This window comes from uncultured Endozoicomonas sp. (assembly GCF_947495845.1).
In the GTDB taxonomy this organism is placed as follows: domain Bacteria; phylum Pseudomonadota; class Gammaproteobacteria; order Pseudomonadales; family Endozoicomonadaceae; genus Endozoicomonas.
The window spans coordinates 1-18,927 of the sequence record NZ_CANMAO010000008.1; the positions used below are offsets into that span (position 1 = coordinate 1).

The 18,927-nt window shown below is 46.4% G+C and carries 19 protein-coding genes; 15 read left to right on the forward strand and 4 right to left on the reverse strand.

Translation table 11 applies throughout. The annotated features are described in order from the left end of the window. The 7 genes from Q1B11_RS07745 to Q1B11_RS07775 all read left to right on the forward strand — a co-directional run. On the forward strand, positions 1-1,219 hold a 1,219-nt coding region (locus Q1B11_RS07745), incomplete at its 5' end, for a hypothetical protein (protein ID WP_299730161.1). 148 nt (positions 1,220-1,367) lie between these two features. Further along, positions 1,368-1,916, forward strand: coding sequence for a DUF4124 domain-containing protein (locus Q1B11_RS07750; RefSeq protein ID WP_299730164.1), 549 nt, complete (start codon positions 1,368-1,370; stop codon positions 1,914-1,916). Positions 1,917-2,156: 240 nt separating this feature from the next. After that, positions 2,157-3,302, forward strand: a complete 1,146-nt coding sequence (gene glnL / locus Q1B11_RS07755; protein WP_299730167.1) for a nitrogen regulation protein NR(II) — start codon at positions 2,157-2,159, stop codon at positions 3,300-3,302. Beyond that, positions 3,299-4,753 carry a nitrogen regulation protein NR(I) gene (gene glnG, locus Q1B11_RS07760; protein ID WP_299730170.1) on the forward strand — a complete coding sequence of 485 codons (1,455 nt, stop codon included), beginning with the start codon at positions 3,299-3,301 and terminating at the stop codon, positions 4,751-4,753. The genes glnL and glnG overlap by 4 nt, the downstream gene beginning before the upstream one ends. A 104-nt stretch (positions 4,754-4,857) precedes the next feature. Beyond that, complete coding sequence (locus Q1B11_RS07765; protein ID WP_299730173.1) at positions 4,858-5,343, forward strand: hypothetical protein; 486 nt, start codon at positions 4,858-4,860, stop codon at positions 5,341-5,343. 145 nt (positions 5,344-5,488) lie between these two features. Continuing rightward, positions 5,489-6,205, forward strand: coding sequence for a fimbria/pilus periplasmic chaperone (locus tag Q1B11_RS07770; RefSeq protein WP_299730177.1), 717 nt, complete (start codon positions 5,489-5,491; stop codon positions 6,203-6,205). 99 nt (positions 6,206-6,304) lie between these two features. Further along, on the forward strand, positions 6,305-6,958 hold the full coding sequence (locus Q1B11_RS07775) for a lysoplasmalogenase (RefSeq protein ID WP_299730180.1): 654 nt from the start codon (positions 6,305-6,307) through the stop codon (positions 6,956-6,958). A 34-nt stretch (positions 6,959-6,992) separates the two neighbouring features. Here the strand turns inward: Q1B11_RS07775 and Q1B11_RS07780 are convergent, their stop codons facing one another. Then, positions 6,993-7,580, reverse strand: coding sequence for a DUF3605 domain-containing protein (locus Q1B11_RS07780; RefSeq protein WP_299730183.1), 588 nt, complete (start codon positions 7,578-7,580; stop codon positions 6,993-6,995). A 138-nt stretch (positions 7,581-7,718) separates the two neighbouring features. On the opposite strand from Q1B11_RS07780, the gene Q1B11_RS07785 reads away from it, so the two are divergent. Beyond that, complete coding sequence (locus Q1B11_RS07785; protein WP_157673416.1) at positions 7,719-7,925, forward strand: hypothetical protein; 207 nt, start codon at positions 7,719-7,721, stop codon at positions 7,923-7,925. Between the two features lie 201 nt (positions 7,926-8,126). After that, complete coding sequence (locus Q1B11_RS07790) at positions 8,127-8,513, forward strand: NirD/YgiW/YdeI family stress tolerance protein (protein WP_299730191.1); 387 nt, start codon at positions 8,127-8,129, stop codon at positions 8,511-8,513. Positions 8,514-8,564: 51 nt separating this feature from the next. On the opposite strand, the gene Q1B11_RS07795 is transcribed toward Q1B11_RS07790, so the two are convergent. The 3 genes from Q1B11_RS07795 to Q1B11_RS07805 form a co-directional block, all read right to left on the reverse strand. After that, complete coding sequence (locus Q1B11_RS07795; protein ID WP_299730194.1) at positions 8,565-10,808, reverse strand: TonB-dependent hemoglobin/transferrin/lactoferrin family receptor; 2,244 nt, start codon at positions 10,806-10,808, stop codon at positions 8,565-8,567. A 353-nt stretch (positions 10,809-11,161) separates the two neighbouring features. Continuing rightward, positions 11,162-13,348: a TonB-dependent hemoglobin/transferrin/lactoferrin family receptor gene (locus Q1B11_RS07800; protein WP_299730197.1), complete on the reverse strand. Its 2,187-nt coding sequence runs from the start codon at positions 13,346-13,348 to the stop codon at positions 11,162-11,164. 270 nt (positions 13,349-13,618) lie between these two features. Beyond that, positions 13,619-14,029, reverse strand: coding sequence for a DUF393 domain-containing protein (locus tag Q1B11_RS07805; RefSeq protein ID WP_299730200.1), 411 nt, complete (start codon positions 14,027-14,029; stop codon positions 13,619-13,621). A 200-nt stretch (positions 14,030-14,229) separates the two neighbouring features. Between Q1B11_RS07805 and Q1B11_RS07810 the strand changes: the two genes are divergently transcribed. From Q1B11_RS07810 to Q1B11_RS07835, 6 genes are read left to right on the forward strand one after another with little or no spacing between them, the layout of a single operon-like run. Further along, complete coding sequence (locus Q1B11_RS07810) at positions 14,230-14,922, forward strand: energy transducer TonB (RefSeq protein WP_299730203.1); 693 nt, start codon at positions 14,230-14,232, stop codon at positions 14,920-14,922. Positions 14,923-14,964: 42 nt separating this feature from the next. Next, positions 14,965-15,729, forward strand: a complete 765-nt coding sequence (locus Q1B11_RS07815; protein WP_299730207.1) for a MotA/TolQ/ExbB proton channel family protein — start codon at positions 14,965-14,967, stop codon at positions 15,727-15,729. After that, positions 15,726-16,163, forward strand: coding sequence for a biopolymer transporter ExbD (locus tag Q1B11_RS07820; protein WP_067515419.1), 438 nt, complete (start codon positions 15,726-15,728; stop codon positions 16,161-16,163). The genes Q1B11_RS07815 and Q1B11_RS07820 overlap by 4 nt, the downstream gene beginning before the upstream one ends. After that, positions 16,163-17,065 (forward strand): ABC transporter substrate-binding protein, encoded by a 903-nt coding sequence (locus Q1B11_RS07825; RefSeq protein ID WP_299730216.1) that lies wholly within the window; start codon positions 16,163-16,165, stop codon positions 17,063-17,065. Before Q1B11_RS07820 ends, Q1B11_RS07825 begins: the two co-directional genes overlap by 1 nt. Before the next feature lie 20 nt (positions 17,066-17,085). Beyond that, a complete protein-coding gene (locus tag Q1B11_RS07830) occupies positions 17,086-18,132 on the forward strand; it encodes an iron chelate uptake ABC transporter family permease subunit (protein ID WP_299730219.1) in 1,047 nt (348 codons plus the stop codon). A gap of 1 nt (position 18,133) precedes the next feature. Beyond that, positions 18,134-18,925, forward strand: a complete 792-nt coding sequence (locus tag Q1B11_RS07835; protein ID WP_299730222.1) for a heme ABC transporter ATP-binding protein — start codon at positions 18,134-18,136, stop codon at positions 18,923-18,925. Positions 18,926-18,927: the final 2 nt, after the last annotated feature.

Genomic DNA, 18,927 nt, shown 5'->3' on the forward strand with positions numbered 1-18,927 from the left:
TTTCATTGTTCTATCAAATAGTGCTTACGACAATTTTCTGATAATGGATTGTGTCGCATATTCATCGGGAGTGGCTGGTGATAATGGTGACTTCATTTTTGGCCGCGAATGGGTTGATGGTCGACATGAGTTTTCTTTAACGGAGTACTCAGCGTATAAAAATTGCTGGATTCAATACCCTTTTGATACAGGAGATATTCAGCGAAGTGTTTCTTTATTTTTGAGTAATGACGGGCGAATTGCTTTCAAAACTAATGATGGAAGTTTTGTTTCTTACGTTAAAAATGATACTGGCCGCTTTGAGAATCAGGTGTTTATTCCTCCATATAGAGGCGATTCATATTATAACTGTGTACCGGTAAAAGATATGTTTTTTATTGAGAAAGGTGACCAAAATTCCGAACTTTGTCAGAAAGTTCCTGGTGAACAAGCATTAGTCAGCAAATTGCAGGTATCACTTCCAGATAGGGGTTGGGACTATCGGCTGAGCCCTTATGGAAACTTGCTATTGGTTGAGATAGATACTGGTCAGCGTAATGAGCGAGGGCATTCTGTAGGGGCGTGCTGGGAAGTCTACGCTCCTGACAAAACCGGAAGCTGGGTCAGTGTAGGGCAGGTTGGGTTAAATATTCAGGTCAAGCTAATGGCAAAGGTATATTTCAGCGCTAGAGGTAATCACCTATTTATCCGGAGTGAAGAATTCGATAAAAAGTTTAGCAGCCAAGCCTTCCAGCGCGGTGATTCTGGAAAGTTCGTATCTTGCGCTTTTCCATCTGACGCTGGTAAAACATACATTCATGGAGCCTGGTTTAGCAATGATGGCCAATATATGGCCATTGATAGAGGAGATTTTTCTACATCTAATAATATACAGTTTCTAAAATTTAATTCGGACAAGGGTTGGGCAGAAATAAGTTCTATTCCATTTAAATGTTCACAAAAAGAGTTACGCTTCACGTTTAGCCCTGATGGCAATATTGCTGTTATATATGACGCTGCTAGTAGTTATCGAAATGAGGCATGTGTTGTTGCAGGCTTAAACAAGGACGGTATCTGGGTTGAAAAAGGGCGTTTTGATGTAAAAACAGCACTGAGTAATATAACTAGGATTCTGACTATAGAAATCAGCCCATGCAACTCTTTCATGCGGGTTATAACAGACAATATTGATTGCCCTCAATCGATATGGAAATTAACCCCTAGTACGGGGCTAAAATAGAATCTGAAAGGCTTAGGGTTATTGTACAGCACAAGCCCCATGGTTTGTTCTTTATGTCTGTTCAATCTTCATGGCTGCTATTAATATTGAGAAGCTACAAACGATATAACTTCGAATAGATTGATACTTCTCAGGGATTTTAAGGCTCATGGTAAAGAACAGTATCCGGTGTTTCTCCCGCACATTTTTTGCTGTTATGTCATGCACTCTTTTTGTGGGTTCTGTCTCTGCAGCCATCTATAAGACAGTTGATGAGGAGGGTAATGTTGTATTTTCGGACAGTGCACCTGCAGGAGAATCTTCTGAAGAAGTGAAGCTTAAACCGCTAACGCCCATACCATCGCCTCAATCTGGCCTAAATATATCGAAACCTAAACCAGAAGAGCAGAAGATAATCGGTTATAAGAAGTTAGAGATAGTTGAGCCGACTCCGGGGGCAACCATTCAAAATCAAGATAGCTTTAACGTTCGTATTGCTTTGGCGCCCGGGATTCAGCCGGGTCACCGCATCCGGCTTTTGTTAAATGGCAAGCGAATTGGTGAATCTTCCGGGCAGCTGAGCTTTACTGCCAGTAATGTGGAAAGAGGCAGTCAGGTACTGACCGCTGAAATTCTGGATGCAAACAGTAAAGTGATCAAATCTGCGAAAAGCACTGTTTTTGTGCACCGTGCTATTGCCCGCCCAGTGACAAATTAAACTCCCTTTCCTCTACTAATATCGCTGTCTCGAAAACAGAGATAGCGATCCCTTCTCATATGGTGCACCATTGTGGTGCGCACGTATTTGCTGTTTTACGTCTAAGCCTTGGCAATAGACTGAGCAACAATTTTTAAAACTCTGGTTTGATTTTTGCAGGTTAAAGAAAACGTTACTCAATATCGTGCTCGAAAAATAACGATTTTAGAAATAGGGCAACCGGAAATATAAAATGACACCATGAAAAATTCACTATCTGACTCTTTTGTTGAGGCTGTTCCGGAGTCGGGAACAACTCAAAGCGTTATTCTGGACAATCTGACCACGGCAGTGATGTTGCTGGATGATGAGTTCAAAGTGATCACCCTGAACCTTGCTGCAGAAGCCCTTTTGGATACCAGTTTAAAACGGTTACTGAGTCAACCAGTGACGTCTATCGTCGCGGAAGAACACTTTAAGGTAGATCTGGACAGAAGCCTGACTCAAGGGGAACTCTTTACCCGGCGGGAAACGGAGGTCAGCATTAATGGTGAAATGGCCCTGGTTGATTACAGTATTTCGCCCATTGATCACGGTAAATCCCGGTTGTTGCTGGAAATTAATCATCGGGACCGCATGCAGCGCATCACCCGGGAAGAATCTCTGGTAGCCCGGCAGGAAACGTCGAGAATACTGGTGCGTGGCATGGCCCATGAAGTGAAGAACCCATTGGGTGGTATTCGTGGTGCTGCACAACTGTTGGATCGTGAATTATCCGATCCCGGTCTTAAAGAATTCACAGAAATTATTATTCAGGAAGTCGATCGCCTCCGTGATCTTGTGGATCAGATGTTAGGGCCGCTGCAGCCACCCAAAATGGATGGTGTGAATATTCTGGAAGTGCTTGAACGGGTTATTCAAATCATCAATGCAGAAACCGGTGGTGAACTGAAATTGAAGCGGGATTATGACCCCAGTATTCCAGAGTTCCCCGGTGATTTTGAGCGACTGATTCAAGCGGTTTTAAATCTGGTTCGTAATGCTATGCAGGCCGTTGAGCAGGTGATGCCGCTCTCAGAAGGGCAGATCACGCTGCGCACACGAATTGCACGACAATTCACCATTGGCAACCAGCGTCGTCGGTTAGTTTGTCATCTGTCGATTATTGATAACGGTCCCGGCATTCCGCCAGCGCTGATTGAAAATATTTTCTACCCCATGATCAGTGGCCGTGCTGAAGGTACCGGGCTTGGTTTGCCCATGGCTCAGTCCATTATCAGCCTGCATCAGGGGCTGATCGAGTGCGAAAGCAAACCCGGCGAAACCGTTTTTAACGTCTATTTACCGCTGACGAATGATTCCATATCGACAGCAGGTGTCAGTGAACATCACAGGAGTGAGGTATGAGCGTGAATTCAAAAGTCTGGATTGTGGATGATGATCAGGCAATACGCTGGGTTCTGGAAAGAGCGCTGAGTTCAGCAGGTATTGAAACCCAGGCTTTTGATGCTCCTGAGAAAGTACTGACCGCGCTGGAGCGTGATGAGCCTGAGGTGATTGTCAGTGATGTTCGTATGCCGGGTATGAATGGATTGGATCTGCTAAAAGCAGTGCATGAGAAAAAGCCGGATATTCCCGTGATCATTATGACTGCCCATTCCGATTTGGACAGCGCCGTTTCATCCTATCAAAGCGGTGCGTTTGAATACTTACCAAAACCCTTCGATATCGATGAAGCAGTAGCGTTGGTTAAACGTGGTCAGGAACATCGTCAACAGCAGCTGGCGGATGCACCGGTGCAGGAAGTGGTTGAATCCACAGAAATCATTGGCGAAGCGCCCGCGATGCAGGAAGTCTTTCGAGCCATCGGACGACTGTCGCATTCCAATATTACCGTATTGATCAATGGTGAATCGGGCACTGGTAAAGAGTTGGTTGCGAAGGCTCTGCATCGTCATAGCCCTAGAGCCGAACGCTCATTTATTGCTTTGAATATGGCCGCGATTCCACGGGATTTGATTGAGTCAGAACTGTTCGGTCATGAAAAAGGTGCCTTCACCGGTGCTGGTGGTTTGCGGCGCGGACGGTTTGAGCAAGCCGGTGGTGGCACACTGTTTCTTGATGAAATTGGTGATATGCCAGCAGATACCCAAACGCGATTACTAAGAGTGTTGGCAGATGGTGAGTTCTATCGAGTGGGCGGACACACGCCAGTAAAGGCCGATGTTCGTATTATTGCTGCTACACACCAGAACCTGGAAAAGCTGGTGGAAGAGGGCAAATTCCGTGAAGACCTTTTTCATCGATTGAATGTCATACGAGTTCACCTTCCAAGGCTGCGAGATCGTCAGGAAGATATTCCAAGGCTTGCCCGATTCTTTTTGGACAAAGCAGGCAAGGAATTAGAAGTAGAGCCCAAAATCCTGAATCCAGAAACTGCGACCTATATCAGCACACTGGATTGGCCCGGAAACGTCCGACAGCTTGAGAACACATGCCGCTGGCTGACTGTTATGGCGTCCGGCCGAGAGGTGTTGATTTCTGATTTGCCGCCAGAGCTGATGGACCAAGGCGACAATGATGGAGCCTTTGCCGGTTACGGCAACTGGGAACAGTTATTGCGGCAATGGTGTGATCGTGAGCTGACCGCGGGCCACTCCGGTATTCTGGATCAGGCGGTTCCGATGTTTGAAACCATCGTTATTGAAGCAGCCCTTACCCATACCGGTGGTAGAAAGAAAGACGCTGCCGAGCTTCTGGGCTGGGGACGGAATACACTAACGCGCAAAATAAAAGAGCTTGGTCTGGAATCTGCTCAGGAAGAAAGTACTTCAGAAGAAGAACCTTTAATGGCTTGATGGCGACGGACTGATATAAGGAAGCCTTTCAGGACGTAAGGAGATGGCGCTTTCCTGTTGCTGCCTATACTGAACGTATCATGTTGCAGTAAGGCAGTAATAACATGGAACGGACTCGTATAATTCGCCAGGGATTTGGCGCTTTGCTTCTGGCTGGTGTGTTCACCGCCGTCTCTTTGACAGGTTCTCATGCGGCCACTCAAGGCACATTGGGAAACACGTCTACCGGTTCATTTTCCATTACTTTGGTGGTTCATCCTTCCGCGCAGGCGAGGGTTGGGCAATCGGTGGTGGATGAGCAGGGTGACCATCAGATCATTCCCACCGATACTCTCCGATTTAGTAAACCGGTGTCGCTTTGTGTGGCGGCTCGGGGAATGAATCACTTCAGTCTGGTGTCGGATGGTGCTGACGGTATTGGTTTAACCGTGCAAGACACCGATGGTCGCTTGCCGATTACAAGGCAGTCTTCGAACCCCATTGGCGTAGAAAGAAATTGTCGTGAAAGCAGTCGGCAACTGGTTGCGATCCCTTCTGATGAATTTCGGGGTTCTACACAACCCGCAGTACTGGTAATTCAAGCGGAATAACTTTCTCAGGGCTCCTGAAACAATGGAGTCCTGTTTTTTTTGCCCTCCTGAGATCAATTGCCGTTTGAGTTTATTTTCATAACCCATAAAATAATGGAAAGTCTGTACTTTGTTGTATAACAACAACTCACCGGAATTGAATCTAATGCTGAGAAATAAGATCACCAGTTTGATAAGCCTGATGGCAATGCTGGTTATCAGCTCCCAGGCCATGGCGACCATGTCGCTGGACCGTATGATCGTCTACTTCAAACCTGACCAACTGCCACGGCAGGATATTATTGTCACCAACCCCGACAAAGAAAACCTCTACCTGCAGACGGAAGTCTATAAAGTGGTGAATCCGGGCACGGAAAATGAAGAGCGAGTTCGGGTCACCGATCCAACTGAAATAAAGTTGCTGGCAACGCCAGGCAAAGCGGTGATTTCTCCCAATGGCAGAAAAACCGTACGTTTGGTCAGCCTTGAAACCCCAAAAGAGAAAGAACTGGTTTACCGTGTGACTTTCCGGCCCGTGGTCGGTGAATTGGAAGCCAAACAAACGGCCATCAAACTGCTGGTGGCTTACCAGGCGTTGGTGTTTGTGCGACCCGAGAATCCGAAATATAAAGTCTCTGCCAAAGTGGCGGGCGGAAAGATGACGTTTACCAATAGCGGTAACATCAATGTCGTGTTGCGTAATGGCAAATACTGTACCAGCAAAAAGCCTGAAAGCTGCACTGATTTGAGTGACGGCAATCGTATATATGCTGGTGAACATTGGGAAATGCCTCTGCCAGAAGCGGCGAAAACTGGCAAAGGTTTTATTCAGTACGGCTTATTTGACGGCGAGTTCGAAGAGACTGAGCAATTCTCTCTCTAGTGGTCTTCTCAAGCCATGAATTCAGTGGATTTATGGCTTGGTATTAAACGTCAATCTCTGCATAATTTCCCCAAACTAACAATAAGAACAACCACACTCATGTCTAAAAGATTCACACTTGCTTTCTGGCTATTGTCGCTTATCTATCTGGTATTTATGAATGCGATGCCGTCGGCACTGGCTGTCGTTTCGAAAGCGGCGCCCATTTTCTTACTCCTTGTGCCTGTCTGGTCAATGCTTGTTGGGAAACTTCGAACCGGTATGGTAATTGCGATTATTTTCTCCGCGGGTGGCGACATCTTTCTTGCCTTGGATGGCGTAGCCGGAGATTTCTTTGTGCCGGGACTCGGGAGTTTTCTGATTGCTCAAGTAACGTACGCGGTATTGTTCTGGCAGAGAACGGCCTTTAACGACCGACAGCGCTGGTGGTTGGCCGTGTTGTATATTCCAGTCGTTGCTGTTTTAGCCTGGTTTATTTTACCCGCCAGTGGCCAGTTGATGATTCCGGTTACGGCTTATCTGTTGGCGATCAGTGCCATGGTTTTGGGGGCAGCGTTTTGCCAGCGTCCTTGGCAGTGGTTGTTTCTGGGAGCTTCGACCTTTGCGATTTCGGATAGTTTGATTGCCATCAATAAGTTTCTCTATCCGTTGCCTTATGCTTCGCTGATGATCATGGTGACCTATTATCTGGCTCAATACATGATTGTTTCCGGCATTTTGAAACCTGAGACTAAAGCTCGATTCAAGCAATGAGCATGAAAACCATTGGCATGCTGGGTGGCCGCGTCTAATTGATCGGCCTTTTCCGACAGGGAAGCCTTTCGATCATAGCCGGTACTCTGGATGGTTCAGCCAGTCTATCTCGCAAGAATATATGTGCATGAGCTAACCCGGTAACCGAACGGTGAGAGGGTGGATTGATATAAATAACCCACTCAAAACCCGGCTCTTCAAACAGTTCGGGAAAGTGCTGGCGTAGCAGCTCCTTAGACTTGCTCCGCAGCACGTTATCATCCCACTCAGAATCCGTACTGAACATAAGCACCTGATAAACGCCTTCTTCCAGCCAGTAACCATAATTATTTTGAGTGAGTTCGTAACGATTGGGGCAACCATGCTCGATGCAGAGCAGGGCTTGGGCTTCTGTCATCCCGAAAATATTGCGTAAGACTGCAAATTCAGGGGGTAAACCTTGAGCCCTCAGTCTCTCTCGGTGATCCAAATAGGATTTATGGGTTTTATCTGAGCGGGATGGCGGGAGTGGGCTCAAGGTCTCCAACTCCTGCCAGGATAAGGCATCAGCATAAGATTGGCTGAAGGCCATCAGTAGGGGCGCAAGCAGGCAAAGCGCCCAGAGGTATTTTTTGTTGAACATACTATTTTATTAGCCATACCACGTAGACTCGACAGTATGGCTTAAAAATTGGATCTGTCTCTCCCTCAGGGCAGGAATAAAGAGAATCCCGCCAGCTTTGACTATCCTGATTCAGCGGAGCTTAAAATTGAGACAATAATGATGGAAAGGACTTATAACTGCATGCAGTTTGGCGTGTGTGAAATATGTGGGCTGGCGCAGCTGCCTGATGAACTGTCATGCCTGATGATACCGCTGAACACAGCGAATACTCAGTATTTCACGCTGTTTTACTGTTCTCATAATCCACAGTGTCACCAGCAGGCTATGTGCCAACTGGCCAGTAAAGAGAAAGAGTTTCAATAGCGTTTTGAAACCTTTTGAAACCTTTTGAAACGGCATTTTTTGATAAAAGGATGAAGAGTAACTATATTGCGTGTTCGGCTCCACAGATAATCAAGAAAAGAGTCAATAAGAGAGCCTGATATACCCAACCTGTGAATGGATTCCGGTCAGATATCCCGCCTGACGTCGATAAGTGGTAATGGACCCACAGAGACATATACGATGAAAAAAGGATATTTACTCCCTATCCTGCTGACAGGCGTGATGACCGGTGCTTGTTCTCAGGAAAGTGCAGATAACCCAGAGATTGAGAGGCTCTCTTACTTCTCGAGCCTGCCTGCCTATCAGAAATACAGCGTTGAAGAGATTCTTAGCCATTCTGAAGATGAAGAACTGGTGAAAATCTCCGGTGAAATCATCCAGCAGATTAAAGATCGAATTTACCTGTTTCGAGGTGAAACCGGTGATATCAAAATTGTGATTGAGGATAGTGTGATGCCTGAACAGGGTGTGATGCTGAAATCGCCAGTGCAAATTCGTGGTGAAGTGGATAACCCAGTGGATAGAGCGCCGCGGGTTGAGGTGGATGCTATTCAGTATGTGTTTTGAAGTTGAATGGTTTCCCATGAGTTGTTCATAGGAAACCATTTTGGTCGTAGCTTAGAATGTGTAAGTCATATTGACTGCGACATTGCGACCGGGTTGAGCGTAGCGGTCGAGAGCTAGATCCGTGGTAGGCTCATTATTAACATCATTCAGATTCCAGTACTTTTTGTCAGTGATATTGAATAAACCTGCGCGAAGAATTAAGTCATCGATAGGCTTATAGTATCCAGTGAAATCGACAACACCATAGCCGGCAGGATTAAACTGCTCCTGTTCGGAAGGTTCGCCTTGATTAACATTGGTGACTTTAGAGTCTTTTTTTCCTTTCACTAAAGTTAAAGCCATTTCTCCACCCCATAGTTCCGATGGCGCATCATATCCAAGGCCGATGACAGCAGTCAGTGGAGCAACGGAGTTTAAAAACTCATTCTTTTCTTCATCCTTGCCTTCTGACCAAGCAAGAGAGCCTCTTAATACAGTTCCTTCAGGGGCATTGATTGTACTGTCCAGCCAGAACTCACCTTTTAGCTCAATCCCTTTAATAGTTACCTCACTCAGGTTTTGATTCTGGAAAATTCGCATTTTTTTGGCAGGGTCATAGTCAACTTCAACCTGCTCAATAAAATTTTCGTATTTATTGTAAAAACCAGTCACCTCGAAACTACCAACGTGATTATTACCACGTAAGCCCAACTCATAGGAGTTGCTTTCTTCTGGTTTTAGATCCGGATTAGCGAGCAGTTTTGATGGATCGCCATATGATGGATTTGACTCATAGGAATAATAAGTAGCCAAGTATCCTGGAGCTTTAAAGCCTTGGCTAAACTGAGCAAAAACAGATAAATTGTCGTTTAAATCGTAAATAGTGCCCAAGCGACCTGTTACTTTGTTACCTGTGCTATCGGGAGCAGCAATCTCCTTACTACTATTTGGATCCTGCATCATACCACTTGTCTCAAATTCAAACTCATCGTAGCGTAGTCCAGCAACGATGTTCAGTCGTTCATTCACTTGGATGTCATCTTGAATGAAAATACCGAATTGTTGAGCGGTAATTGGGTCAATATAGTCTTTATTCAGCAAGCTACTATCAGGCTTATCGAGATAGTATTCATTACTAGTGTTATCAACCTTGGTGTGAGAAATGTTGATGCCGTAAACAAAGTTGTGAGTCAGTAGGCCTGCTGTGAGCTCTTTGTTAAATTGAGCATCTAAGAGAACGCTCTTTTCTGAGTATTGGTAGTCTTTGATCCGTCTAGATTTATAGTAACTAGAGTACGGATGATTAGTTTTCATCCGAGTTTCGCTGTCCTGCAGGTTGATCTGCCAATCCATGCTGTCAAAAAGAGAAAGCTCTGCATCCCACTGGTGTTCAAAACCTATACGATAGCGCTCAGCAGTATCTTCACCAGTTGATCCTTTGGAAACAACACCACCAGTTTTCAACTGTGTATCAGTTTTAGAATCAAAAAACTCTCCAGTAAACCCAATGCGGTGATTGTCATTGAGCTGGTATTGCGCCTTGGATAGAAGGTTGTTCAAACCGTTATCAGAAGGATTAGCCTGACCTCGGGCGCTGCCATCAATATTTGCGCCACCGTTAGTATCCATTTCTTTTGAATCGCGACGAGTATAGATAAGCATCGTTTCAAGGTCGCCAGAGCGGTTGGCGAGAGAAATAGTTTCAGTAAAACCTTCATTCACACTTGCATAACCAGCTTTGATTGAAGCAGATGTGTCATCACCCTCTGATTTAAGTAAATCAGACGGGTCTTTAGTTTGAAAAGCAACCATTCCGCCAATAGCATCGCTTCCGTAGAGGCTAGAGGCAGGACCTTTTACGATTTCTACTGCTTTTAGTGTTTCAACATCAACAAAATTACGTTGTGCGCTCATGAACTCAGAGCCAGTGCCAACGGAGAATGATTGTGCTTGATCAACACCATCAACGGAAATTTTTACTCTGTTGCCAGACATTCCTCGAATTGTGAATCCATCCTGACCACCACGAAGACCTTCGGTAACCTGCACCCCCGGCTCATAACGAACAAGATCCTTAATGTTCTGAACCATCTCCTTTTCCATCTGCGAGTTATCAATAACGGTTACCGCACCGGCTACATCTTTAAGCTGCTTTTCAGAGCGGGTTGCCGTCACAGTCACCTGATTCATCAGAGTTGGCTGATATTTTTTTGGAGAATCTTCTGCAGAGGTTTCCGCCAGAACGGCAGAGGTTTGAACAAGAGACACGGTGGCTGCCATCACAGCCAGCGCCAGAGAATTTTTTGAAAACTTCATTATTTCAAACTGTACCAGTGTAGGGCTTAGCAGCCACAAATGTTGCACTCTGACAGTCGACCATGACTGCCTACTTCTTGGCATCTCAAACTTACTAAGAAGTAATGAGAATAATAATCAACACGATAATAGTTGTTTTCAAGGATGAATGTAAATCATTATCATTTGAGTTTTGCGGCGGGATTGTACTTATATTCATAGGTCTTTGACGCAGATCAAGACTGGAAGCTCTTTTGGCAGGCGGTTAGGAATTTGAAAGGAAGTGAATTGTTACTTTTAGCATCCAGATGCGTAAGCAGGCGAGAATCATTCTTCGGATGAGTCCCACGGAGACCGTGGGACTGAGATCAGGTTCAGAAATCGTATTTCACACTAACTGTGTAGTTACGTTCAGCCTGAGTGTCATCAAGAGAGAGTTTTGTTTCATTGCGCACATCATTCCAAGTGTAGTACTTCTCGTCTGTCAGATTCATGATGCCTGCACGGATGGTGATATCTTCAACAGGCTTGTAATAAGCCGTTAAATCAACCACGGTTGCGCTGGGCATTTCAACCTGTGTATTGCCCATGTAATCCGGAGAGGGGTTGATATCTTTGTCTGACTTCTCAGCGGTGTAGCTTACTTTCAGGCTCGTTCCCCACGTTTTGCTTGGGGCATCATAGTTAATAGCAGCAACGGCATTCCATGGGTTGACAGAGTTAAGAGGCGTGCCTTCACCGTCTTCACCTTTTGTGTAGGCTGCAACTAAGCGTGTAGTCATGCCTTCCGGAAGGTTGGCTATGGCATGCCAGTCCAGCGTGTTGGAGAGTTCTATACCTTTGATCGTCGCTTCGCCAATATTGATATTGGTGTTTTGTGTGACACGACCAATAGTTTCAGGGTTAGGATCTAGCTCAATGAAGTCTTCATAATCACTGTAGAAAGCAGAGATTTCTGAAGAAGAGAATGCATTGTTATGACGGTAGCCCAACTCATAAGACACACTTTTTTCTGATTTTAAATCTGGATTTGGAAGGTTTTCGTAACCATGGTCGGGATTGTCAAAGGTGTAATAGAGTTCATCAAAAGAGGGTGCCCGGAAACCTTGGCTAATCTGGCCAAAAACAGTGCCTTGCGTTGAGAGTTTGTAGCTGGCACCCAGGCGTGCAGTCACGGCTGAATCACTAAATTCTTTAAAGCTCTCGTTACTGGTTTTGCCCGGGGCGGTTTTGGAATAATCGTAACGCAGGCCAGGGGTAACAATCAGTCGTTCATCCATCAACGAGATTTCGTCTTGAACATACAACCCATAAACGTACTCTTTTGCCTCTGGTGTATATTCGATCACATTAACCGCATCAAGCGCAGAGTCAGAGTTGTACTCCGTATTGATATTGCTGATATCACTGCTTTTTAGAGACAAGCCGTAAACCAGAAAGTGGTTATCAATGGATTTATCCAGCTGTGTTTCAAACTCAAGTTTGTCTTCGTTATAGAAGTAGTCTTTTTTCTGCTGGTTATCATTACTGGCGGGAACGAAAGGTGGCCTGCCCGGGCTGGCTGGAATAAAACGGTTAGTAACTCCATTCTCTTCTTTACTCAACCAGGACAGTCTTGAGGTGATCGTGTCGGCGAACGGTTGGTCAGTAAACCAAATGTGTTTCAGTGCCAGAGTTTCCTGCTTATTGGTATCTTCACCGGTAAAGTTTTTATAGGTAGAGTGAACAATACGAGAGTCAATCTGATTGTGGATGACTTCTCCCGTAAACTCTAAACGATGGTTGTCGTTCAGTTGTGATTGCACTTTTACCAGCAGGTCATTATTACTGTAATCCTGACCATCAACCGAGTAATTATCTTCTACAGGATCGGCAAAGTTGTTTACTTCGTTTCCATCACGGCGGGTGTAAGCAACCATCGCATCAATATTGCCAAACTTGCCGGCAACTGCAGCGTGTTCACTGAAAGACTTGTCTTTCGATGAATAAGAAAACTTAACCTGCCCACCCAGATCTTTACCGTCTTTCAGAAAGTCTTGTGGACCTTTGGTTTCGAAGGCGACAATACCACCAATGGCGTCACTGCCATGAAGGCTGGAAGCCGTACCTTTCACTACTTCAACCGATTTAAGCATGTCGACATCAACGGAAACGGCGCTTGAGTTAATAAACTCATAAGAGCCACCGTCAAACACGCCAGGCTGAGAAACACCGTCTACGATAATTTTAACGCGCTTGCCTTCCATACCCCGAATATTGATATTCTGGGCTCCCTGGCGACTGGCGTTATTGATAGAAACGCCAGGAGTGTATTCAAAGACATCGTTCAAATTCTGAGCCATGTCAGCTTCAAGCTCTTCACTACCAATTACGCTAACCGAAGCTGCAACGGATTCCAGTGTCTGTTGAGATCGCGCAGCAGTCACTGTAATTTCTTTAAGTTGTTTAGGAGAGGATTGGTTAAGCTGCTTTTGAGCTTCCTCAGCGATTCCCTGAGTAGAGGTGAGTGAAAAAGTCGCGGCCATAACCGCAAGCGCCAGCTTGTTCTTCGAAAACGTCATTGTTATCTGTACCGGTGTTGGTGTTGTTCTTGAGGGGGTTACGACCCTGTGACTCTATTTTTCTTGTGTTGTCTGATTGCGATATTGCGCAGTCAGCATTGTTAGCGAACGCAATACTAATCAGTAATTATTCTTAATGCAAATCATTATCATTTATATTTCTGCATAGTAAATGGCTAGAATTACCCAGAAGCTTCTAGCCGTTGGGCTTTAGAGTTATTGGCGGTAAGTCAAAGAGAAGTAGCTTGCAGAAGCGTCGGATGAGGGCGCTTATTTATGGTTGCATTCATTCTTGCCAAGCAGTGGTCCAAGCATTCGTGAGATACCATGACGGTTTCGAGCAAATGCCCGATACCCAAGGTCGGCTACACAGGCGACACCTGGCCAGCGTAAGGGCGCAATAAAAACACCCATCCCAACCGCTTCCCAGGCGGCAAGTGTCGCATCAATGCCTTTCACTACACGACCATCGGCAAGTTTTGCGTGAATAAAGCGATCAAGCTCTTCTGGATCAAACTCTGGATAATTTTCCTGAAAGCCTTCCCCCTTGATATCAACCAGCTTCAGCAGCTGTTTGCGGTTCATACCGGAAAGATGGTTGATCTCACGCATACAAATCGGACAGCTTCCGTCGTAAAACAGTGTCACGGGGAGTGTGATCTCGGCTCTTTTTAATGCCATTTTGCCCTCCATAAATTACGAATAGGAGCTTCTGTATTGTGATCAGTACGGCTCAAATAGTGCTCTAGATCAACTAATTATCGGATATTACCAATATGTACAAATAATGCGAATTATTATCATTTAGGTTATTGAAGGTGGTCAGCACATAGAGTACTCTACGATGCTGAAAATTGAGTCATTTATAAACGATCCGGGTTATGCCTAAAAAACTCCTAGTTACATTGCTGGTTTCCATTGCTGCTCACGTAGCTGCGGTGATCGCTTTGGATAATGAGGCATCTGAACCCAGAATTATCCAAATGGGGTCTATTCAGGCGCCGGTTTCTCTGAGCTTTTCGACGGTTACTCAACCAAAGGTTGAGGAAACTGTTGTGGAAGATGAAGTGCAGCCTGAGCCAGAAATTGAGGTAGCACAAAAACCTCAGCCTAAAGCCAAGCCACTCTTAAAAAAGAAAGTAAAGAAAAAAGAGCCGCCAAAGAAAAAACCGGAACCCAAGAAACCGGAAGTCGTTGAAAAACCAAAACCAGTAGAGAAAGAACAGAAACCCGTAGAGCCAGCCATGGAGCGCACGGCCATCAAAGAAAGTGTCGCTCCGGGGTTGAGTGATGAGCCGGTCATGGTGAGTGAGCCTGCGATTCAAAACTGGGTGGAGCCTCGCTATCCGAAATTGGCGCAGCGCCGTAATCAGCAAGGCGTAGTGATGTTGGATGTTGTGGTTGATGAGCGCGGCGCGCCACTGACGATCGATATTTTAGAGTCATCGGGTTATCCGGTGCTCGATAAGGCGGCCATTGATGCGGTGAAAAGGTGGTCGTTTAAGCCTGAACAGAGAAATAGCCAGTTTGTTAAGTCGCGGGTTCATATTCCCGTTGCTTTCGAAATTAGTTGATTGGTTTTTACAGATTTTATAGAAGATTAAGCGAGTAACGCCATGTTGACAGAAAATTTTACCTCTCTGGGAGTGATGGCCTGGCCATTATTGATCACCTCCTGTCTTGGGCTGGCGATGATTCTTGAACGTCTGGTGACGTACGCTATGTTGCCCTCTTTGAATCGAAAAGGACTGACGGAGATTTTTAACGATGTTCGTCAATGCTGCGGTTGTGGCAAAAACGACAGTAAAAGTGCACTTTGTCAGAGTATGTGCAAAGGCAAAGGTATCCGTCAGGGCATTGCGGTTTTGCTCAGCCACAGTGGCGGTAATAAAGCGATGCGTGAAGAAGTCGCCGGCCTCTGGCTCTTGAAACAAAAACGCAGTTTGAATGCCTGGCTGAAGCCGCTGATGTTAATCGGAACCCTTGCGCCGATGCTTGGGCTGTTGGGTACTGTTTTAGGCATGATTGATATGTTTAAGGATATCGCTGCCATTGCCGGGCCGGTAACACCGGATGTGCTCGCTGCTGGCCTGTGGCAGGCAATGTTTACCACCGCATATGGTTTGATCATTGCGATACCCGCTCTGGCTGCTGCCCATGGATTTGGAGTTTGGGCGAACCATTACCTTGCCAAGCTGGAGTTTGCGCTGAACCATATCAATCTTCTGCTGGAGGGCGTGACCATGAACGACGATGGTATGGCAACAACCAGCGCAACAGAATCGGTGGCAGTAAACGGCGTAAAAAAACATTCAGTGAATAACGGACGTTCCTCAACACCAGATACCGACATTTTGGATGCTGGGGCAGTAGCGGCATGATTCAGATCAGCGACATTGATGAAACCAGCGCTTCGCTGTCTATGGCGGATCTGACGCCGTTGCTGGATGTGGTGTTTATCGTCATGGTGTTCCTGTTGTTCACCGCCAATGTGCAGACGCTCAGCCTGCCGGTGGATTTGCCTCAGGCTACTCAGCAGGAAGCCTCGGTGACCAGTGTGCCGAAGACGGTAACCGTTAGTATTCTGGCTGAAGGCGAGCCATGGGCACTGGAAGATCAGAAGTTCAGTGATTGGGAAGTGTTTGCCACTGCCTTGTTAACAAAGGTTCAGCAAGAGCCTGACACAACGGTATTGATTGCGGGGGATAAAGACGCCCCGCTGGGCAATCTGGTGGAGCTCATGATGTTTTTGAGCCAGCACAAAATTGAAGCTGCGCAAGTACTGATGGAACAGGAAACCAAAAAGGGTAATTGATGAAAACAACGATGAAACCACTGATTCTGTCTACGTTGATTGGGCTATCTGCAAGTGTTGCCGTTGCGGCAGAAACACACGACACACAGCGCATTATTTCTGCCGGCAACGGCGTGACAGAGATTATCTATGCACTGGGTGCCGGTGATCAGGTGGTTGCCGTTGATCAAACCAGTACCTGGCCTGCTGAGGTCAATAAACTACCAAGGCTGGGTTATCACAAACAATTGTCCGCTGAAGGTATTCTGGCGCTTGAACCCAGTATGTTGATTGGTACCAGTGATATGGGGCCACCTTCAACGCTGTCTCAGTTGAAGAGTGTAGGTGTTGATGTGGAAGCGATTCCTCTTGAGCACAGTGCTGAAAGCATTGAACAACAGATTACGACGCTGGCAGAAATCCTTGGCAAAGAAGAGCAGGGTGAAAAACTCTGGGATGAGATCGACGCTTCTTTAGGAGAAGCTCAGGCACTTGCCGCCAACTACGAAGCAGAGCATGGCGAAAAAGTACCGGTGCTATTTGTTCTGGCGATGGGCGGTCGAGCGCCAACTGTTGCCGGCAGTGGTTCTGCAGCCAATGCGTTGATCAGTTTGTCCGGTGGTTACAATCCGGCGGCGGAACAGTTCAAAGGTTACAAAGGTCTTTCCAACGAAGCCCTGCTGTTATTGGCTCCGGAAGTGATTGTCTTTCCTGGCTCCAGAAGTAATCCGAATATGACGCCAGAAAAACTGATGGAACAGATGCCCATTCTTAAGCGAACACCGGCAGGCAAAAATGGTCGTGTAGTGGCGATTGATGGCAACCTGCTTCTGGGTGGCCTTGGGCCAAGAACCGGCGAGGTTGCCTTGTCACTGGCGAAAACCTTTTACGCTCCAGAAGACAATAATCTTCTAATTAACTGAAAAGGATAAGACATCCTCTAATGCGCCGTAGTCATCAAGGGGCACTGCTGTTAACCGGGCTGGCAATCCTGCTGCCAGTCATGGTGATTGTGTCTATTGGAGTGGGAGCTGTTCCCATTCCGGCAGGAGATATTCTGACCATTCTTTTTGATCGTTTGGGCTTGATTCACAGTGATGTCAGCAATCAGTCTGCACTGATTGTGGAGTCCATTCGTCTACCACGAACATTACTTGGCGTGATCGTCGGTGGTGCGCTTGCAGTTGCTGGTGCCTCCATGCAGGGGTTGTTTCGTAACCCACTTGCTGACCCAAGTATTATTGGTGTTTCCAGTGGTGCCGCTTTGGGGGCGGGTATTGCCATTGTTTTGGGCGGTATGTTGTTTGCCAATGCACCGTCGTTAATTCAGAGTTACAGCATTTCTGTGTTGGCTTTTGGTGGCGGTGTTCTGACGACATGGCTCGTTTATAAAATGGGCTCAGGCAGTAACGGCACTTCTGTCGCGACGATGTTATTGGCTGGTGTTGCCATCAATGCGCTGGCGGGTGCCGGCATGGGTATGCTGAATTACATTGCCGACGACACCATGTTGCGTAATCTGACCTTCTGGCAAATGGGTAGCCTCGGTGGAGCGACCTGGGAGCTGGTGATGATCTGTGCCACGTTCCTGATTCCTGTCATGCTGATTTTGATTCGTTACGGTCAGGTTCTGAATGCTTTATTGCTTGGTGAGTCGGAAGCCCGGCATCTGGGTATTAATGTTCAGAAGATTAAGCTTACACTGATTTTCCTGACCGCATTGGCGGTGGGTGTATCGGTGTCTGTCAGCGGTATTATTGGCTTTGTTGGTCTCGTTGTTCCTCATTTGATACGTCTTGCGGTAGGGCCGGATCACCGAATTTTATTACCTGCTTCTGCCATGTTAGGCGGAATACTACTACTAGGCGCAGATATGGTTGCCAGAACCATTGTTGCGCCTGCCGAATTACCAATTGGTATTGTGACGGCACTGATGGGTGCACCATTCTTCCTGTCCCTGTTGTGGCAGCAGCGTAAGAGGATTGCCTGAGATGGATAGAGTAGAAGACAGTAGCACTCTTGAAGTCAGACATGTTTCTGTTCAGATAGGCAATCGCAAACTGCTTGATGATATTAACCTGGTCATTAAGCCTGGTGAGGTGGTTTCAATTCTCGGGCCAAATGGTGCTGGTAAAAGTACGTTGATGAAGGTGATCAGCGGCGAGCGAGAGCCTACAACTGGTGACGTACTGTTGAATGGTCGTGGTGATTGGCCTTTAGAGCAACAAGCTCTGATGCTGGGTGTTCTTCCTCAGTCGTCTTCGTTGTCGTTTCCATTTACGGTGGAAGAAGTCGTGCTACTTGGTCGTATACCCTGTTCCAGCCATCGAGAAGAGAATCTGATGATTGCCCGTCAGGCCTTGGAAAAGGTAGATGCGTTTTATCTTAAAGATCGCAGTTACACAACGCTTTCTGGTGGTGAACGTCAGCGGGTGCATATGGCTCGCGTGCTTGCTCAAATATGGGATGAGGCACCTCAGGGTAAGCGGTATCTGCTCCTTGATGAACCGACCTCTGCCCTGGATCCGGCTCATCAGCAATTAACACTGAAGATGGCACGGCAGGAAGCAGATCAAGGCATTGGTGTAATGGTGATTATGCACGACCTTAATCTGGCTGCTCGTTATTCAGATCGCATTGTTATTCTGAAAAACGGTAAACTGGCAGCAGAAGGCGCACCTCATCAAGTGTTAACGCCAGAGACCATTGGCGAGGTGTTTGAGATCGAAGTCAGTGTGTCTGAGCATCCTGCTTACCATTGCCCGTTGGTGGTGAACCATTAAGT

What these genes read in the sequence shown, in the direction of transcription:
- Q1B11_RS07750 (WP_299730164.1), top strand. Translation starts at nt 1,368, where the DNA reads ATGGTAAAGAACAGTATCCGGTGTTTCTCCCGCACATTTTTTGCTGTT.
- glnL (WP_299730167.1), top strand. Translation starts at nt 2,157, where the DNA reads ATGAAAAATTCACTATCTGACTCTTTTGTTGAGGCTGTTCCGGAGTCG.
- glnG (WP_299730170.1), top strand. Translation starts at nt 3,299, where the DNA reads ATGAGCGTGAATTCAAAAGTCTGGATTGTGGATGATGATCAGGCAATA.
- Q1B11_RS07765 (WP_299730173.1), top strand. Translation starts at nt 4,858, where the DNA reads ATGGAACGGACTCGTATAATTCGCCAGGGATTTGGCGCTTTGCTTCTG.
- Q1B11_RS07770 (WP_299730177.1), top strand. Translation starts at nt 5,489, where the DNA reads ATGCTGAGAAATAAGATCACCAGTTTGATAAGCCTGATGGCAATGCTG.
- Q1B11_RS07775 (WP_299730180.1), top strand. Translation starts at nt 6,305, where the DNA reads ATGTCTAAAAGATTCACACTTGCTTTCTGGCTATTGTCGCTTATCTAT.
- Q1B11_RS07780 (WP_299730183.1), bottom strand. Translation starts at nt 7,580, where the DNA reads ATGTTCAACAAAAAATACCTCTGGGCGCTTTGCCTGCTTGCGCCCCTA.
- Q1B11_RS07785 (WP_157673416.1), top strand. Translation starts at nt 7,719, where the DNA reads ATGATGGAAAGGACTTATAACTGCATGCAGTTTGGCGTGTGTGAAATA.
- Q1B11_RS07790 (WP_299730191.1), top strand. Translation starts at nt 8,127, where the DNA reads ATGAAAAAAGGATATTTACTCCCTATCCTGCTGACAGGCGTGATGACC.
- Q1B11_RS07795 (WP_299730194.1), bottom strand. Translation starts at nt 10,808, where the DNA reads ATGAAGTTTTCAAAAAATTCTCTGGCGCTGGCTGTGATGGCAGCCACC.
- Q1B11_RS07800 (WP_299730197.1), bottom strand. Translation starts at nt 13,348, where the DNA reads ATGACGTTTTCGAAGAACAAGCTGGCGCTTGCGGTTATGGCCGCGACT.
- Q1B11_RS07805 (WP_299730200.1), bottom strand. Translation starts at nt 14,029, where the DNA reads ATGGCATTAAAAAGAGCCGAGATCACACTCCCCGTGACACTGTTTTAC.
- Q1B11_RS07810 (WP_299730203.1), top strand. Translation starts at nt 14,230, where the DNA reads ATGCCTAAAAAACTCCTAGTTACATTGCTGGTTTCCATTGCTGCTCAC.
- Q1B11_RS07815 (WP_299730207.1), top strand. Translation starts at nt 14,965, where the DNA reads ATGTTGACAGAAAATTTTACCTCTCTGGGAGTGATGGCCTGGCCATTA.
- Q1B11_RS07820 (WP_067515419.1), top strand. Translation starts at nt 15,726, where the DNA reads ATGATTCAGATCAGCGACATTGATGAAACCAGCGCTTCGCTGTCTATG.
- Q1B11_RS07825 (WP_299730216.1), top strand. Translation starts at nt 16,163, where the DNA reads ATGAAAACAACGATGAAACCACTGATTCTGTCTACGTTGATTGGGCTA.
- Q1B11_RS07830 (WP_299730219.1), top strand. Translation starts at nt 17,086, where the DNA reads ATGCGCCGTAGTCATCAAGGGGCACTGCTGTTAACCGGGCTGGCAATC.
- Q1B11_RS07835 (WP_299730222.1), top strand. Translation starts at nt 18,134, where the DNA reads ATGGATAGAGTAGAAGACAGTAGCACTCTTGAAGTCAGACATGTTTCT.